We start from the raw sequence: 15,519 nt of genomic DNA on the forward strand, positions 1-15,519 counted from the left end.
GCGGGGTGGAGCAGCCCGGTAGCTCGTCAGGCTCATAACCTGAAGGTCGCAGGTTCAAATCCTGCCCCCGCAACCAATTAAAAAACCCCCTTAGTCAGGAATGACTAAGGGGGTTTTTTGTTGCCGTTGGCTACGCGCTCTTGAAGATGTACAAATCTTAATTACCTTGGGATTATAGTGATCATGCTATTTATATAGCTCACTTGTTATCTTTTTTGGGTAGCACTGTTATTCAAAACAAAATTTTATCACAAATTACGTTTGATGGTCCGCCTGGTTTTATAAAATGAAATTGGTCTTGGTTGAAAAGAAAATATTATCCAGCTGTGTTTTTGAGACTTTCGAGTGCAATGGGGAGTTCCTCCATCGCGTAGAGCTGACCGGAAATACGGGCAGGCAGGAGCGCATTCCGCTTTACCAAGAAACTCTGGCATTGAATAAGTCTAAAAATTATTTCTGCATTCTCGATAACAGGCGTGGGTTCGAGAATACTCTGACACTGGATGATATACGTTATTTTGACGATATGCTGGTTTGTGCCGGAATAGAATGTTTCTATGGGGCGACAGTTACTTTGGATAATGAGTATAAAAAGATAACCACACTGGCCAACTTCAATGTGGAGGTTTCGAAGCTGACCGGTGAATTGTTGGCGACCAGCAGTTATCAGGAAGCAGAGGATTTTATCTTTTCTCAGATGAAAACAAGATATTCCTAGAGTAAAGTGCCGCACCTGATATTTCGAATTGCTTCCCGAACGGCCTGTTTATCCAAGGGGAAGAATGGAGCAGGAGAAAACTTACTTCACGTTGTTCCATTTGATCTGGAATTCAATTTCTTCTTCTCCATCACCGCGTTCATGTTCGATGTTATAGATCGCCCGGACCGGGACATAGATGCGTTCCCCTGCGATCTGGATTTCAAAACTCTTGTTTTGCTCGAGTGAATCAGCCAGACGGCGCAGCTTTGCGATGAAGTCCTCCAGGGGATAGGTTTTCTCGATATCTCTTTCGGGCTTGTGCGCCATGACTGGATCCTTGTCTCTGTGTTTTTATCGTAAAAAGTGACGCGGTAATCTTTACCGGATCATCTCTTTGAGGCAAGGGGCAGAATATCTTTCCATTCAAGGTGATGGTTGAGGAAAATGGATTGTTGTTCCATAGCGAATGATAGTGTGTGCCGGAAATTTGTTATGTCGCCTTCTCTTAATCTTTGATCTGGTCTGATCAAAAGGAAAAAGTATTAGTGAACTATTTCAGGTGTCATGCGCCTGAGCTTGTCGGGGTTGCGCACGATGTAGATATCTGTCACATCACCGTTCTCCCCGTAGGCAAAGGTAACACTCGCCAGAATTTCACTGTCTTTTTGCAGGAAAAATCCACGTGTTCCGTTGATTTCAGCCGTGATCCAGTCGTAGCTGGCCCACCAGGCGTAGAGGCGTTCAACCAGGAAGGGAATGACATCGGCTTTGCCCCGGAGTGTCTCAAGCAGGGTCTGTACCTTGCCACCCCCGTCAGCACTTAGGCGGATATCATCTGAAAGTAATGTGGCGAGTTGGGCTGGTGTCCCTGTGGTGATTGCCTGTTGAAAAGCGCAAAGGAGCTGCTCCTGGCGTTCTACAGGGGTGTAACTTCTGATTTTATTTTTATCAATCTGTCCTTTGGCGCGGGAGACAAGCTTGCGGCAGGTGGTTTCCTGCAAGGTCAACATGCCGGATATTTCAGCGTAGGAAAGATCAAAGATATCATGGAGCAGGTAGGCGGCGCGTTCTTTTGGTGTCAGGCGTTCGAGCATCAGCATAAAAGCGGTGGTCAGGGTTGAGGCAAGCTCCAGCCGGGTGTCTGTTTCGTGATCTGTTGCCATATGGAGAGGCTCCGGGAGCCAGGAGCCGACATAATCGACCCGGGCACGATGGGCAGAGCGAAGCAAATCAATGCTGCGACGGGTACAGCTGGTCATCAACCAGGCGGCAGGGTTTTCTATTCCCTCCTGTCTGGTGTTTTGCCATTTGATAAAGGTATCCTGTACCGCGTCTTCCGCATCGGCGCGAGACCCGAGGATCCGGTATGCCAACCCGTAGAGACGGGGACGACAGGCTTCAAACATATCTGTGTGGTCGTGTTCTGGCATAAAAGTTTCCCTGTGTATCCGGGTCTCTTTGGGTATATCAGTCTCTTGATATCTGGATACGGTTCCACAGGTTGATCATCGCAATGGTTCCTGTGAGTATCCCGATTTCCTTTTCAGTAAAATGTTCTCTTAATTCCGCACGTAACTCTCCAAGATTTACGTTGTGCGCCATGGAGGTCAAGGCTTCAGTCCAACGCAGTGCGGCGCGTTCCTTCGGGGTGAAATCAGTGACCTTGTCCCAGACTATCAGACGATCCAGTCGCGTAGTGGTTTCGCCATCCTCCCGGGCCTCTTTACTGTGCATCTTGATACAGAAGGCACAACGGTTCATCTGTGAGGCGCGCAGCTGCACAAGATGGTGGAGACTACGGTCAAAGCCGTGACTGTCCATAACTGTATGTACAGATGCCAGGCTTTTTAGAATGTCGGGGATTTCCTGTTCGTATTTGACGGCTTGCAGCGGGTTCATGTTCTTTATTCTCCTGGGTACAGAATTTGTGTGTCTATACCCTTATGACGATCCTGCTGATGTGTTTGTGACGTCTTAAAAGAAAATTCCGAAAAAGAGAGTGTTGAGCTATAAAACCACTTGGGAATATTTTTTGAGCTGGCCTGATGCAAAAGCGGAATAAGGGTTGCCTAAAAACAGAATTGGACCAGAGGGGATGCAGATGTCGGGGTTTCCGGGAAAAGAAGGCTGGTGGCGTCTGCCCCCGGGTTCAAAAAACACAGTATGTGATGTCCCCGGTGTGCTGGTTGGGCATCAGACCCTACATGAAGGGGAGATCCATACAGGGGTGACGGCAATTTGCCCGCATGGGGGAAATATCTATCGGGATAAGGTCCGGGCAGGGCTGGCCGTTCTCAATGGTTTTGGTAAGTCTGCAGGATTGCTACAGCTTGCAGAACTGGGGCAGATAGAGACGCCGATCATTTTGACGAACACCTTTGGTGTCAGTGCAGGGATTGAAGCCCTGGTCCGTCGAGCCATAACCGAGAACCCGGATATTGGCCGGAAAACAGCCACCGTTAATCCTGTTGTCATGGAATGTAACGATGGCTGGTTGAACGATATCCAGCGATTGTCGGTGACAGAGGATATGGTGAATAAGGCTTTGCACACGACAGCAGAAGACTTCGCCCAGGGCGCTGTCGGGGCTGGTGCAGGGATGAAAACCTTCGGCTTTGCTGGCGGTGTGGGATCGGCTTCACGAAAGATTATATGTGGTGATGGGACGATCTTTACCCTTGGGTGTCTGGTACTGTCCAATTTCGGTGTCCGGGAAGACTTGCGGATTTGTGGTGAAGTGTTTGAACCAGACAGAGAGGAAAGCAGGGATGAAGACAAGGGGTCTATCATTTTGGTCTTTGCCACAGATGCGCCGCTTGATGCCCGTCAACTTGGCCGACTTTGTCGAAGAAGCAGTGCAGCGCTCGGACGGCTGGGAAGTGTTCTTGGAAACCAGAGTGGTGACATTGCCCTGGCGTTTTCAACAGCTGGAACCGTAAGCCATGATGAAAAGTGTGCGGTAAAACAGCTGACGGGCTTTAATGAAAACGACATGAATGCGGTGTTCTATGCCGCAGTGGAAAGTGCGGAAAACGCTGTTCTTAACAGCCTGTGGCACAGCTCGGCTGTTTTGGGGCGAAATGGGCATAAAGCACCTGCCTTTCGTGAAGCTTATGAACTGTTAAACCGTGTTTGACAGCCAGCCGACAAGTGGCCTTGCCGTAGCTGGAATCTGCTTTTCAAAAAGCTGCACAGGCAAAGCCTTGATGTTTCCAGGCCCATGAGCTTCTTGACCGCTTGTATTCCGTCGGGGAATGAAAGAGCTAAGAGCTAAGAGCTAAGAGCTAAGAGCTAAGAGCTAAGAGCTAAGAGCTAAGAGCTAAGAGCTATTGGTATCGGGCTTGAAGATCAGATATAGCTGAGAGTCCATTAAATAGCATATGAGATGCCTGTTTATTTTACGCCAAGGCATGACCTGTTTTCAAATTGAACCAGATTGTTGGGGCAGAAGAATGAAGCTGGAAAACGAAGAGGAAGAAAACAAGGAGTTTGCTTCTCCACCTTGTATGATGCACGAGCTCGACCCGACTTATTCAGAGTTTGCTGTAAACAATAAGGATGCAGTCCAGGAGCAGGATGTAAAGCGCTGGCGCAAGGCAGAACGCGAACATCTGATTAAACAGCGGTTGGCTATCCCTCCGGATATCCGACGCCGGTCAAACGGGCAGATTACAGGCTATCTGGAAGAGGCCATTGGCGATGTCAAAGGACTGATTATCAGCTGTTACTGGCCTTTTAAAGGAGAACCTAACCTCCATCCCTTTATGAAAAGGCTCGAAGGTCAGGGTGGTATCTGTGCCTTGCCTGTTGTCGTATCTCTTGGGAAACCGCTATTCTTCCGGGCCTGGTCACAGGAAACGCCGATGACTCGCGGTGTCTGGAATATTCCGATTCCGCAAGAAACAGCACCGGTTGTTGTTCCTGACGTGGTTATTGCTCCCTTGATCGGCTTTGATCCCTCAGGTTACCGTTTGGGGTATGGAGGTGGGTTCTATGACCGGACACTCGCTGGTATAACCAAAACAGTGCGGGTTATCGGTGTCGGGTACCAACTCGCGGCTATTCCGACAATTTTTCCTCAATGGCATGATATTCCCATGGACATTGTGATTACAGAGCAGGGGGAAATACCACTGGAGGCAAAGAAAAGCTGTAACGAGGTTCGTTAAAAAGATCCTGTTCCCGGATATTTTGAAACCTTGGTTCCACGTGTTCAACTGATCTTATCTGAATGAAGAGCCTGGCCCTGTCTCATTGAAATAATCGAGACAGGGCCAGGCGTGATCTGAACAAACCCGGTATTCCGGGCTTGGCTTCAAGCAGGATCAGTCAAACAGTTTGATGCTGACTTCGGCAATACGGCGTCCCTGATACCGGGCGCCATCCAGATCTATCTGGCTGGGCTGGCGGCTTCCATCACCGCCGGCAATCGTCGTGGCGCCGTAGGGCGCACCACCAACAATCTCGTCTTTATTCATCTGCCCGGCATAGCCATAATCAAGGCCTACAATCGTCATGCCAAAATGCAGAAGATTGGTGATCATGGAAAAGAGGGTTGTTTCCTGCCCGCCATGCTGTGTGGCAGTGGACGTGAAAGCACCGCCAACCTTGCCATTGAGGGCGCCGCGCAGCCACAATCCGCCCGCCTGATCCAGAAAGCTTGCCATTTGTGACGGGATACGGCCAAAGCGTGTGCCTGCGCCGATGATGATTCCGTCGTAATTTTCCAGCTCGGCAACTGTTGCGATGGGGGCTTTCTGATCCAGCTTGTAACCGCTTTTCTGGGCGATTTCCTGGGGGACAGTTTCGGGAACACGTTTTATATCAACTGTGGCTCCGGCAGATCTGGCGCCTTCAGCCACGGCTTCTGCCATCTGTTCGATGTGACCATAGGTAGAATGGTATAACACAAGGATTTTTGCCATTTTTTTATCCTGATCTGGTTTGAAAGTATGAGGAAAAGCTGGAAGCACACTGTGTGTGCTCGGGTTTGTTTATTTTGTTTTGCTGTTGACGGTGTTGTAGCTGGTGATCAGATTTCCGTAATCGGGGATATGGTTGGCAAACAGGGTGCCGAGCCCTTCGACATCATTACGCCAATCACGGTGGAGTTCGCAGGCAACAGCGAACCAGCTCATCAATTGGGCACCGGCCTGGGTCATGCGATTCCAGGCCGCCTGGCGAGTTATCTCATTGAATGTGCCGGAGGCATCTGTCACGACAAAGACATCAAAACCTTCTTCTATTGCGGAAAGAGCAGGGAAGGCCACGCAGACTTCGGTCACGACACCGGCAATAAGAAGCTGTTTCTTGCCCGTGGCTTTAATCGCTTTGATAAAATCTTCATTATCCCATGCGTTGATTTGTCCCGGGCGCGCTATAAAGGGGGCATCAGGAAATCTTGCTTTCAGTTCAGGCAACAGCGGGCCGTTCGGACCGTCTTCAAAGCTTGTTGTCAGGATTGTCGGAAGCTCGAAATATTTTGCCAGGTCCGCAAGCGCAAGAACGTTGTTCTTGAACTTGTCCGGATCAATGTCGCGGACAAGAGAAAGAAGCCCGGCCTGGTGATCAACCAAAAGCACGGCGGCATTGTCTTTATCAAGTTTTGTATAGGGCTTTGTCATTTTGTTAACTCTCAGTTGTGGGTGGATAAAATTAAACCTCGTGGTTAAAAGTGGCCAAATCGACCATTGTTGAAATCGTTGATTGCTTCGCGAATTTCAGCCTCGCTGTTCATGACAAAGGGGCCATAGCCAACGACGGGCTCGGCAATAGGCTCTCCGGTCATCACCAATAATGTCGCATTGCTTTCAGCAGTGAGTGTTATGCTGTTACCAGTGCTGGTCAGTTGGGCAATTTCGGCGGTGTGTATGTTTTGTCCGTCACTGGTAATATCCCCGGAAAGGACAGCAATCATTGCGTTGTGGTCCTGGGGCAGGTCCAGTGTAACCCCGGCTTGGGCATCAAGACGAACATCCCAGAGGTTGATGGGGGTGAAGGTCCGTGCAGGCCCCTTTGTTCCCTTGAATGTCCCGGCAATAATGCGCGCAGTTCCCTGTTCCAGATCGACAACAGGAATTTGGCTGCTGGAAAGAGCCTGATAAGCGGGCGGAGCGCTTTTGTCTTTTGCCGGTAAATTAATCCACAGCTGAACCATCTGGAATGGCCCGCCTGATTTGGAAAATTTCTCCGAATGGAACTCTTCATGAATGATACCGCTACCGGCGGTCATCCACTGGACATCTCCCCGGCTTATCGTTCCGCCGCCACCACTGCTATCCCTGTGACTGACTTCCCCCTCATAGACGATTGTGACAGTTTCAAACCCGCGGTGCGGATGCTGTTCCACACCACGCGGGTTCCGGATGTTTGGTTCGAACAGATGTGGTCCGGCATAGTCAAAAAGCAGAAAGGGACTGGTGGCTTCGGTGTCGCCCTGGTAGCTGAAAAGGGATCTGACGGGAAAACCGTCACCGACCCAATGAGAACTGCTGCTGCGCAGTATCTGTGCAATTTTTTTCATGACATTCATTCCATCAATAAAGTTGTTTTGATGCTGACGGGCTTGATTTCTGTCATATTAGCTCATACGTATTTTTTACAAGTACTATCATTTAGGATACTGTTGAAATGACAAAGCATTCCGGTTGCCCTACAGAGACGACGCTGGCTTTGATCGCTGGAAAGTGGAAAGTCATGGTGATCTACTGGCTTCTCAAAGAGAAACGGCGGTTTAACCAGCTGCAGCGGGATCTGTCAGGGATTACGCCCAGAACACTTGGCAAGCAGCTGAAGGAGATGGAACAGGATGGCCTGTTGAAGCGGGTCGACTATGGAGAGATTCCCCCAAGAGTAGAGTATAGTCTGACTTCGCTGGGAAGATCCCTAGAGCCTATTTTGATCGCGATGGAAGAATGGGCGCAGCTTAACGGGGAAAAAATTCCTGCTCGGAAAAAACAGCGACATCTTGAGAATAGCCTTGAAATAAAAGATTAAGGAATTTGAAATGAAGAAAAAATTATTTTGCATATGACCGTGCTGGTTTTATTCAATATCTAACTAATTGCAATTGTTATTTTTTACTCCTTTAGGGGAGGCTTTTCGGGTTCTGATACACATCACGTTGAATGTTCCGTTCAATGATCACTGTGACCAGAGAAATAACGATTGTCTGTTTCTGGACGAAATCATATAGCTGCTGGCCAATATTTGCCTTAATACACATGGCTGCTCCGCCTTTTGTTTGAGCGTTACATGATTGACTCTTTCCCCTATGCGCTATAGGTAATCGTCTCTCTCAACTTGAAAGTATGCCCCATGAGCAAATTTGCGGAACTCGGCCTGCGCGCACCAATTTTGCGCGCTCTGGAAGAGGGTGGTTATCAGGAGATGACGCCAATCCAGAGCAAGGCTATTCCCGACGTTCTCCTGGGGAAAGACCTGATCGGTGTTGCCCAGACCGGCACAGGAAAAACGGCGGCCTTTTCGCTGCCGATTATCCAGATGCTGCTCAAGGCAGAAGGCAAACGCAGTCCAAAGGCAGCCCGTTCACTTATTCTGGCGCCTACCCGTGAGCTGGCCGTACAGATCGCCGAGAACATCCAGGCCTATGCCAAGTACCTTCACCTGCGTATTGCGCTGGTCTATGGCGGCGCTTCGGAAAAACCGCAGATCAAGTCGATGCAACAGGGCGCGGATATTCTTATCGCCACACCTGGTCGTCTGCTTGATCTGGTAAACCAGAGCCATATAAATCTGCGACAGGTCGAGTTCCTTGTGCTTGATGAGGCGGACCGGATGCTTGATATGGGCTTTATCCGGGATATCCAGAAAATTGTGGCCTATCTGCCGAATGATCGTCAGACGATCCTCTTTTCTGCGACCATGCCCAAAACAGTGGAAAAACTGGCGAACAGTATTCTGGTTAATCCGATCCGGATTGAAGTTGCTCCGGCAGCGACAACCGCAGAAAAAGTCGAACAGCACGTTCTGATGGTGCCAAAATCGCGCAAGCGGGATCTGTTGGCACATGTGCTGCAAAATCAGGAAATCAAAAGGGTTCTGGTTTTCACACGGACCAAGCATGGAGCGAACAAGGTCTCAGAATACCTTGGAAAACTGGGGGTGACTTCCGGTGCTATTCACGGGAACAAATCCCAGAACGCCCGCCAGAAGGCATTGAATGATTTTCGTTCAGGTGATATCCGGGCACTGGTCGCGACCGATGTGGCTGCGCGCGGCATTGATGTTGATGGTGTAACCCACGTGATCAACTTTGAACTGCCAAACGAACCTGAAAGTTATGTCCATCGGATTGGTCGAACTGCACGGGCAGGAGCGACAGGTGTTTCACTTTCTTTCTGTGATCACGAAGAGCGCGGATATCTGAAAGATATTGAAAAAACCATTCGCCAGACCGTACCTTTGATGGAAGACCATCCCTATCACCTTGAGGGAATTGATTCCCGCTTTGATAGTGGGCCCAAAGAAGACAAGAACAAGGGGAGACGTCCGGGGGGCGGGGGGCGTCGGACGTCCAATGCTTCCAAGGCCAATCGGCATATCAATCAGCCGAAACCCCACGGGGCACCAGGTGGTGCGCAGCGCAAAGGCCGCCCTGGAAACAGAAGACCGAAAGCAGCCTCGACCTCGGGCCAGTAAGGGAAAGTCAAAAGGGGTGAGGGATGTTAACAATCCCGATCTGTTTTTTTGATTGTCCGGCGGGCCTTGTTATAAAACTCGCATAAAAAGAGCTGCAGTTCATGCGGCTCTTTTTTTGAGAAAACGAAATGTGCTAAAGGGAAAACAGGGGATATAGCTTGTTTAGACAGTTTTTTCGTTATGTCCTGATTGTTAATCGTATTTTTCCTTTGTGCGGTTAGCCTTGATGATTGAGGGGAATAACACTGATTTTCCCACCAGGTTAACGAGATAGAAAAGAAACGGGGAGCGGGATGGCTGAGATCGTATCGTTGTTGGCAGCATCTGTTTTGGCAGTCTTGCTGTTCAGTCGGTTGGGTCTTGGTTCTGTTCTCGGGTATCTGGCAGCAGGTGCTGTGATTGGCCCCAGCGGTCTGGCTCTGGTGACGGATGCAGACAACATGCGCCATATCGGCGAGTTTGGTGTTGTTTTCCTGCTGTTTCTGATCGGTCTGGAAATCAAACCGCAACGTCTTTGGGTCATGCGCCGACTGGTCTTTGGTCTTGGTGGACTGCAGGTTGCTGTCACTGGCGTATTCCTTGCCGGGTTGATTTATCTTGTTCTGGGCGTTGAAGCGCAAACAGCATTGATAATCGGATTTGGCCTGGCGCTTTCCTCGACAGCTTTTGGCGTTCAGATTCTGACAGAGAAGCAACAGACCACCAGTAACTGGGGCAGGATCAGTTTTTCTGTCTTGCTGTTTCAGGATCTGGCGGTGGTTCCGCTTTTGATTCTTTTACCCCTGCTGGCACTCGGCGAAATGCAATTCTCTGTCTCCATGGGATTTGCGGTTTTGCAGGCAATGGGAATTTTTATCTCGGTCCTGGTTGTCGGGCGTTATGCAATCAGCCCGCTGCTTAATGCCATTGCCTATAGCAAAAGCGGAGATGCCTTTGTTGCGACTGCCTTGTTGCTGGTCCTCGGATTTGCCTGGGCGATGGAACTAATTGGCCTGTCCATGGCCATGGGGGCTTTTATAGCGGGGGTTCTGCTTTCCGAATCAGAATACAAACATCAGATAGAAGCCGATGTGATGCCGTTTCGTGGCTTGTTGCTTGGCCTGTTCTTTATGAGTGTCGGGATGACATTTGTGCCCACCTCGGCGTGGAACAATCTGGGGGTGGTTGTCCTGGGCGCTTTGGCACTGGTCAGCATCAAGGCGGTAGTCCTGATCGGTCTTGCCCGCCTTTGGCGTGTTCCACTGTCGATCGCTGTAAAGTGTGGCTTTCTGCTATCTCAAGCCGGAGAGTTCGGTTTTGTGTTGTTCTCTCTGGCGCAAAATCTGGATCTTTTACCTGTTGGCATGATGGAGACCCTGATTTCCGTTATTGTCCTGAGTATGATCCTGACTCCCGTCATGGTGAAAATTGCCGAGAAACTGGCCCGGCGGTTAAAGTCTGCTGCTTCTTTTGCCATGGAGACTTCAGACCCTATCCCTGAAAGACCTGTCATCATCGCCGGGTTTGGTCGGGTCGGAGAAGTCATTGCCGGAATGTTGCGCGCGGTTGATGTTGCCTGTGTGGCGATTGATATGGATGCAGCACGGGTGGCCAGAGGACGTGAGCTTGGACACAGCCTTGTTTTTGGGGATGCCAGTCGCCCCGAGATCCTGCGGGCGATTGGTGCAGACCGGGCGCGTTTGATGGTGGTGACACTCGATGACCATCACATGGCTGAGGGAGTTGTCCGCACAATGCAACGGCTCTATCCCGAGGTGCCAGTTCATGTGCGCGCCCGTGACTGGGGGAGCGCTGATCATCTTACTGCTTTGGGGGCTTCGCATGCCATTCCAGAAACGGTAGAAGCCAGTCTGAGGCTGGGGGCTGCCGCCTTGAAAGCTGCAGGTGTCGGGGAAGATGAACGCCGGGCATTATTTGAGGACTTGAGAGAGGAAGACTATGCAAAGTTGCGGGAACATCAGAAAGCCTGAAAGGGCGTGTTATCGCGAACTCGAACCGGGTAATATCATTTTTCCCAGGTGATTCCATATTTTCCCGCAATCCAGTCAAAGCGGTTATCTGTGAAAACCGAAAAGAGGATTTTCTCCAGTTGGGCAGCGCTTATGGGGCCATTTTTACGCACGATACCAACAAAATTGTAAGGCTGATCATAGTGGTCTGAAATGAGTAATACAGAGCGCATTTCCTGATGAGACTGGAAATAATATTCCAAAAAGCTTTCAGTCATGACGCCAACCTGAACCCTTTTGGAAAGCACCATCTTGAGAATTTGCATCTGGTTGGTCACCAGTGAGATGTCAAATTTTTGGCTTAAAGCAGCTGGGTCTGCCTCATAATCTGAAAACCGATAATGGTATCCAAGAATGGCGCCTATTTTTTTATCAGAAAGGTCATCAAAAAAATCAGGGTGAACTTCTGAACCCGAAAGGGTTATATACCGCTCTCCTCCTGTGAGATAGCGTCTTGTTGCTTCTACCTGGGATCTGTCCCAGCCCCATTCAATATGATCAAATAGTGAGACGTCATAGGCACCCTTTTTGAACATCTGATGTCGCCTGCGGGCACTGGATTCAATAATTGAGAATCTGAACTTCGATTGGGTTTCATTCATTGCAGCGATCAGATCAATTCCGATGCCTCTGTGCGGAATGCCACTCTCAATTACATAAAACGGGGGGAAATGAGAGATATTAATCTTGACATCAACGGGGGGGGCCGCAGCCCGGACTGCTGACAACGGGAGTAGTAGAAGAAGCAAGCTCAGGGCAATCGCTAGTGTGAACTGAAGCCAAGGGTATTTGCGCACAGTTCTAGAAGTGGTCAGGGCCAGCAATGTATAATGATATCCTGTCGTAGCCTATAGAAAAGCGGGTTTGGGTTTTCAGTATACCTATTTTACAAGAAAAAGTGCGGAATTTCTTTGGGAATAGGTTGGGACACCCTGGAAGAATTATTCCAGAGTTGTCGAAGGTAAATATGATTGTTGACAGGGGGGGGCGGATTTAGGCAGGCTGGATAATCAATCAGAGAAAGAAACATTCCCACGGTTTTTTTTGATTGCACCGCGTTGCGTTTTTTTATCCGTACGTTTGGTTTTTGCCGACTTGCTTGGCTTGGTTGGACGGCGGTTTTTTTGCCGGATTGTTGCCTTCTGGATCAGTTCAATCAGCCTGTCCCTTGCATCCTGACGATTGCGATCCTGACTGCGATGGCTGTTGGCGGTGATAATGATTTCTCCATCACCAGTCATCAGATGGCTCGCCAGCGTTCGAAGGCGGTTAAAGACAAAGCTGGAGATCGCCGGACTGTTTTTTGCATTAAAGCGCAATTGTACTGCGGTCGATACCTTGTTCACATTCTGGCCACCGGCGCCAGAGGCCCGGATGAATGTTTCGCTCAATTCATCCGGATGTATCTCTATCTGATCTGTAATCCGGATCATGAGAGGTGCCTTTATCAATTTTTCCCGGTTTTACGTATGTCGGTTTTAGTGTGGTTCATTTTCCGGGAAAAGCGTTTCCCTGTCACCACTTTCCCACCGCGGATATTTTTTTAAAATCGCCCGGAAAATCGGGGAGTCCAGAAACTCCGTCAGCCATTTTTGCACAGAGGGATAATTTAACCGGGCAAACCAGTCCGGGTCCACTTTAGAGAATTGCCTGATAAAAGGCGCAAGGGCCATATCTGCCAGTGAAGGGGAGGGGCCAAAAAGATAGCCGGATCTGTTAAGCAGTGCTTCCAGTTTGATCAGAAAATTCTCGGCAATGTCTCGCTGTTCCAGGGCATCCACATCTTCATAGCGGTTGGGATACTTATAGCGGTCCAGATGGGGTTTGAAGTCGGTCTCACAGTGTTTGATCAGTGTGAGCATTTCGTCAAGAGATCCTGCATCGGGACTTAACCAGCCTTGCGGATCGTGTCGGTTGAGTGCCCAGAGCATGATATCGAGGCTTTCTTCCAGCACGGTTCCGTCTGGCAGAAGGAGCACCGGAACGGTGCCCTTGGGCGATGCATCAAGCATGCTTTCGGGTTTGTCGCGCAGGATGATTTCCCGCAGTTCACATTGCTGGTTGCTGCTCTGGAGGGCGAGGCGTGCCCGCATGGCGTAGGGACATCTGCGGAAGCTGTAGAGAATGGGGAGCTTTGTTTTCATCGTTTTATATTTGCTGATCAACTCTGGTCACTATGCGGAAAAAGATACAGGGGACAAGCTTTATTAAAAAGGATCATCTCTGTGTATGTGATCTGACGGTCAAGCCAGGTTTCAGGTGATCATTGTTGAGGGCGTAAAGAGTGCAATCACTTTAAAACAGGAAAAGGCCGCCGATGTGGCGACCTTTTCCTGTTTTATTATCAGCTTGGCTGCTTATGCCCGTAAGGCAGAAGGCTTAAGCTGCCTGGCGTTTGCCAAAACGTTTCTGGCCGTTGCCATTGGTGTTCTGGGCTGAACGTGGCTTGTAGCTGCGTCCGCGACCGGCGTCGTCACCACGGCCTGCGCCATCGCGTCCGCCACGGCCATTGCCGCCGGATTTGTTGAAAGGACGTCCACCGCGGCGGTTGGCAGGTTTCTGACTACCGGCATCGCGCGCACTGATTTCCACGTGGAAAGGATGATCTTTCATGACAACAATGTCCTGACGGATAACCCGTTCGATACGTTTGAGCGTGCCGATTTCCTTTGGTGAGCAGAAAGAATAGGCTTCGCCTGTAGCTTCTGCACGACCGGTACGGCCAATACGGTGAACGTAGTTTTCAGGATCGGTTGGCAGATCGATGTTCACGACGATCTTGATACCGGGAACGTCGATACCACGAGCAGCAACATCAGTTGCTACCAGTACATCAATGTCACCACGGCGGAACTTGTTCAATACCTTGGTACGGATACGCTGCTGCTTGTCACCATGAATGGCATCAACACGACGACCATCTTCGCGCAGGGCATCAGACCAACGATCGGCTTCGGCTTTGGTCTGCATGAAGACCAGAACGCGTTCACCAGGATTGTTGTCGAGAATGTGGTTGAGCAGCGCCTGTTTCTGACCGCCGTGCACATAGAAAGCACGCTGGGCGATGTTGGCAGACGTGGTCGACTGTGGCGCAGTCTCGATGCGAACGGGATCGTTCAGCAAAGAAGCAACCAGACGATCAACAGCTTTTGGCATTGTTGCCGAGAAAAGCACGGTCTGGTGTGGCTTTGGCAGGCTGTTGGCGATCTCGGTGACTTCTTCGGAGAAGCCGAGGTCGAGCATGCGGTCAGCTTCGTCAAGGATCAGCGTGGTGGTATTGTCCAGTTTCACAGATCCGCGGTTAATGTGATCTACCAGACGGCCCGGTGTTGCCACAAGAATGTGCACGCCACGATTGAGGTCGCGGAACTGTGGGAACATTGGTGCGCCACCGGTTACTGTGGTGTAACGGATCGGCAGAAATTTCGTGAAGAGACGAAGAACCTGGCCAATCTGCTGGGCGATCTCACGCGTTGGGGCGAGGATCAGCGCCTGTGGATGGTTAGGCTCGAAACGTTTGTTCTCTTCGGTCAGGCGCTGGAGCAACGGCAGAACGAAAGCAGCGGTTTTTCCCCCACCGGTCTGGGACAGACCGATAACGTCTTTGCCAGCGAGCAGGGCTGGAATAGCCTGTTCCTGGATAGCTGTTGGTGTGGTGAAACCCTGTGCGTCGATCGCGCGTTGAAGCGGCTCAATAAGATTGAGCTCGGAAAACTGAGTCATGCTGGATAAATCCTTTGAAAGCATGGTGAAGGCTATACCTGGATCAATCTAGCTCTTCGCCGCACTCTCGGAGATATCTGTGTACACACAAGAACAAGCGCCATCGATCAAGGCGGAGTTGATATGCAACTCCATTATCAGAGCGGGTATTCATGAAGTGTCCTTCATCCCCTCCCGCAAGGTGACGCAGCAATATAGGATCGGCCCCTGAGGGTCAAGCCCAATGGTGGGAATTCTTTTGCATGGCGCCTATGCGTTTGATCAATCTGTCCTTGAAGGGTAATTGATGATGGTTTTTGTTTTAGGAAGATAATTCTCACTTGATATTTTCGTTTTAAAGTAGAAAATCTCCTCCGCAGTTCTGGTAAGCTCGTTTGCTGAAACTAACGTTGCATTAGATTTTTAATGAGTTTTAAGTTATTGGTA

General features: G+C 49.9%; 16 protein-coding genes. 6 read left to right on the top strand and 10 right to left on the bottom strand.

Annotation, left to right across the window (positions count from 1 at the left end; genetic code table 11):
* Positions 1–286 precede the first annotated feature (286 nt).
* Complete coding sequence (locus tag O4H49_RS00005) at positions 287–718, top strand: hypothetical protein (protein ID WP_269421351.1); 432 nt, start codon at positions 287–289, stop codon at positions 716–718.
* An 81-nt stretch (positions 719–799) separates the two neighbouring features.
* Here O4H49_RS00005 and O4H49_RS00010 read toward each other — a convergent pair whose 3' ends face one another.
* The 3 genes from O4H49_RS00010 to O4H49_RS00020 form a co-directional block, all read right to left on the bottom strand.
* On the bottom strand, positions 800–1,027 hold the full coding sequence (locus O4H49_RS00010; RefSeq protein ID WP_269421352.1) for an amphi-Trp domain-containing protein: 228 nt from the start codon (positions 1,025–1,027) through the stop codon (positions 800–802).
* A gap of 215 nt (positions 1,028–1,242) precedes the next feature.
* Entirely contained in the window at positions 1,243–2,130 is an 888-nt protein-coding gene (gene sigJ / locus O4H49_RS00015) for an RNA polymerase sigma factor SigJ (RefSeq protein WP_269421353.1), read from the bottom strand.
* Positions 2,131–2,167: 37 nt separating this feature from the next.
* Positions 2,168–2,599 carry a carboxymuconolactone decarboxylase family protein gene (locus tag O4H49_RS00020; protein ID WP_269421354.1) on the bottom strand — a complete coding sequence of 144 codons (432 nt, stop codon included), beginning with the start codon at positions 2,597–2,599 and terminating at the stop codon, positions 2,168–2,170.
* A 202-nt stretch (positions 2,600–2,801) separates the two neighbouring features.
* On the opposite strand from O4H49_RS00020, the gene O4H49_RS00025 reads away from it, so the two are divergent.
* Together O4H49_RS00025 and O4H49_RS00030 are read left to right on the top strand one after the other, a co-directional pair.
* The gene (locus tag O4H49_RS00025) at positions 2,802–3,836 is read left to right on the top strand and encodes a P1 family peptidase (protein WP_269421355.1); all 1,035 of its coding nucleotides are present in this window, start codon (positions 2,802–2,804) and stop codon (positions 3,834–3,836) included.
* Between the two features lie 316 nt (positions 3,837–4,152).
* Positions 4,153–4,869, top strand: coding sequence for a 5-formyltetrahydrofolate cyclo-ligase (locus O4H49_RS00030; RefSeq protein ID WP_269421356.1), 717 nt, complete (start codon positions 4,153–4,155; stop codon positions 4,867–4,869).
* A gap of 156 nt (positions 4,870–5,025) precedes the next feature.
* On the opposite strand, the gene wrbA is transcribed toward O4H49_RS00030, so the two are convergent.
* The 3 genes from wrbA to O4H49_RS00045 form a co-directional block, all read right to left on the bottom strand.
* The gene (wrbA, locus tag O4H49_RS00035) at positions 5,026–5,625 is read right to left on the bottom strand and encodes an NAD(P)H:quinone oxidoreductase (RefSeq protein ID WP_269421357.1); all 600 of its coding nucleotides are present in this window, start codon (positions 5,623–5,625) and stop codon (positions 5,026–5,028) included.
* A gap of 69 nt (positions 5,626–5,694) precedes the next feature.
* On the bottom strand, positions 5,695–6,324 hold the full coding sequence (ycaC, locus tag O4H49_RS00040; protein ID WP_269421358.1) for an isochorismate family cysteine hydrolase YcaC: 630 nt from the start codon (positions 6,322–6,324) through the stop codon (positions 5,695–5,697).
* 44 nt (positions 6,325–6,368) lie between these two features.
* The gene (locus O4H49_RS00045; protein WP_269421359.1) at positions 6,369–7,223 is read right to left on the bottom strand and encodes a pirin family protein; all 855 of its coding nucleotides are present in this window, start codon (positions 7,221–7,223) and stop codon (positions 6,369–6,371) included.
* A 107-nt stretch (positions 7,224–7,330) separates the two neighbouring features.
* On the opposite strand from O4H49_RS00045, the gene O4H49_RS00050 reads away from it, so the two are divergent.
* The 3 genes from O4H49_RS00050 (at position 7,331) to O4H49_RS00060 (ending at position 11,331) form a co-directional block, all read left to right on the top strand.
* Positions 7,331–7,696, top strand: a complete 366-nt coding sequence (locus O4H49_RS00050) for a winged helix-turn-helix transcriptional regulator (RefSeq protein ID WP_269421360.1) — start codon at positions 7,331–7,333, stop codon at positions 7,694–7,696.
* A 321-nt stretch (positions 7,697–8,017) separates the two neighbouring features.
* Positions 8,018–9,361, top strand: a complete 1,344-nt coding sequence (locus O4H49_RS00055) for a DEAD/DEAH box helicase (RefSeq protein WP_269421361.1) — start codon at positions 8,018–8,020, stop codon at positions 9,359–9,361.
* Positions 9,362–9,654: 293 nt separating this feature from the next.
* Positions 9,655–11,331: a monovalent cation:proton antiporter-2 (CPA2) family protein gene (locus tag O4H49_RS00060; protein WP_269421362.1), complete on the top strand. Its 1,677-nt coding sequence runs from the start codon at positions 9,655–9,657 to the stop codon at positions 11,329–11,331.
* Positions 11,332–11,366: 35 nt separating this feature from the next.
* Here the strand turns inward: O4H49_RS00060 and O4H49_RS00065 are convergent, their stop codons facing one another.
* The 4 genes from O4H49_RS00065 to O4H49_RS00080 form a co-directional block, all read right to left on the bottom strand.
* On the bottom strand, positions 11,367–11,906 hold the full coding sequence (locus tag O4H49_RS00065; RefSeq protein WP_419715198.1) for a hypothetical protein: 540 nt from the start codon (positions 11,904–11,906) through the stop codon (positions 11,367–11,369).
* Positions 11,907–12,380: 474 nt separating this feature from the next.
* The gene (gene arfB / locus O4H49_RS00070; protein ID WP_269421364.1) at positions 12,381–12,803 is read right to left on the bottom strand and encodes an alternative ribosome rescue aminoacyl-tRNA hydrolase ArfB; all 423 of its coding nucleotides are present in this window, start codon (positions 12,801–12,803) and stop codon (positions 12,381–12,383) included.
* A gap of 45 nt (positions 12,804–12,848) precedes the next feature.
* Positions 12,849–13,514 carry a glutathione S-transferase gene (locus tag O4H49_RS00075; protein ID WP_269421365.1) on the bottom strand — a complete coding sequence of 222 codons (666 nt, stop codon included), beginning with the start codon at positions 13,512–13,514 and terminating at the stop codon, positions 12,849–12,851.
* 235 nt (positions 13,515–13,749) lie between these two features.
* Positions 13,750–15,093, bottom strand: coding sequence for a DEAD/DEAH box helicase (locus tag O4H49_RS00080; RefSeq protein ID WP_269421366.1), 1,344 nt, complete (start codon positions 15,091–15,093; stop codon positions 13,750–13,752).
* Positions 15,094–15,519: the final 426 nt, after the last annotated feature.

Origin of the sequence: Kiloniella laminariae, from assembly GCF_027214005.1 — a bacterium.
Classification (GTDB): Bacteria; Pseudomonadota; Alphaproteobacteria; order Kiloniellales; family Kiloniellaceae; genus Kiloniella; species Kiloniella laminariae_A.

Bases quoted from the DNA above. Each gene is read 5' to 3' on its own strand.
- O4H49_RS00005 (WP_269421351.1), top strand. From the start codon at position 287: ATGAAATTGGTCTTGGTTGAAAAGAAAATATTATCCAGCTGTGTTTTT.
- O4H49_RS00010 (WP_269421352.1), bottom strand. From the start codon at position 1,027: ATGGCGCACAAGCCCGAAAGAGATATCGAGAAAACCTATCCCCTGGAG.
- sigJ (WP_269421353.1), bottom strand. From the start codon at position 2,130: ATGCCAGAACACGACCACACAGATATGTTTGAAGCCTGTCGTCCCCGT.
- O4H49_RS00020 (WP_269421354.1), bottom strand. From the start codon at position 2,599: ATGAACCCGCTGCAAGCCGTCAAATACGAACAGGAAATCCCCGACATT.
- O4H49_RS00025 (WP_269421355.1), top strand. From the start codon at position 2,802: ATGTCGGGGTTTCCGGGAAAAGAAGGCTGGTGGCGTCTGCCCCCGGGT.
- O4H49_RS00030 (WP_269421356.1), top strand. From the start codon at position 4,153: ATGAAGCTGGAAAACGAAGAGGAAGAAAACAAGGAGTTTGCTTCTCCA.
- wrbA (WP_269421357.1), bottom strand. From the start codon at position 5,625: ATGGCAAAAATCCTTGTGTTATACCATTCTACCTATGGTCACATCGAA.
- ycaC (WP_269421358.1), bottom strand. From the start codon at position 6,324: ATGACAAAGCCCTATACAAAACTTGATAAAGACAATGCCGCCGTGCTT.
- O4H49_RS00045 (WP_269421359.1), bottom strand. From the start codon at position 7,223: ATGAAAAAAATTGCACAGATACTGCGCAGCAGCAGTTCTCATTGGGTC.
- O4H49_RS00050 (WP_269421360.1), top strand. From the start codon at position 7,331: ATGACAAAGCATTCCGGTTGCCCTACAGAGACGACGCTGGCTTTGATC.
- O4H49_RS00055 (WP_269421361.1), top strand. From the start codon at position 8,018: ATGAGCAAATTTGCGGAACTCGGCCTGCGCGCACCAATTTTGCGCGCT.
- O4H49_RS00060 (WP_269421362.1), top strand. From the start codon at position 9,655: ATGGCTGAGATCGTATCGTTGTTGGCAGCATCTGTTTTGGCAGTCTTG.
- O4H49_RS00065 (WP_419715198.1), bottom strand. From the start codon at position 11,906: ATGTTCAAAAAGGGTGCCTATGACGTCTCACTATTTGATCATATTGAA.
- arfB (WP_269421364.1), bottom strand. From the start codon at position 12,803: ATGATCCGGATTACAGATCAGATAGAGATACATCCGGATGAATTGAGC.
- O4H49_RS00075 (WP_269421365.1), bottom strand. From the start codon at position 13,514: ATGAAAACAAAGCTCCCCATTCTCTACAGCTTCCGCAGATGTCCCTAC.
- O4H49_RS00080 (WP_269421366.1), bottom strand. From the start codon at position 15,093: ATGACTCAGTTTTCCGAGCTCAATCTTATTGAGCCGCTTCAACGCGCG.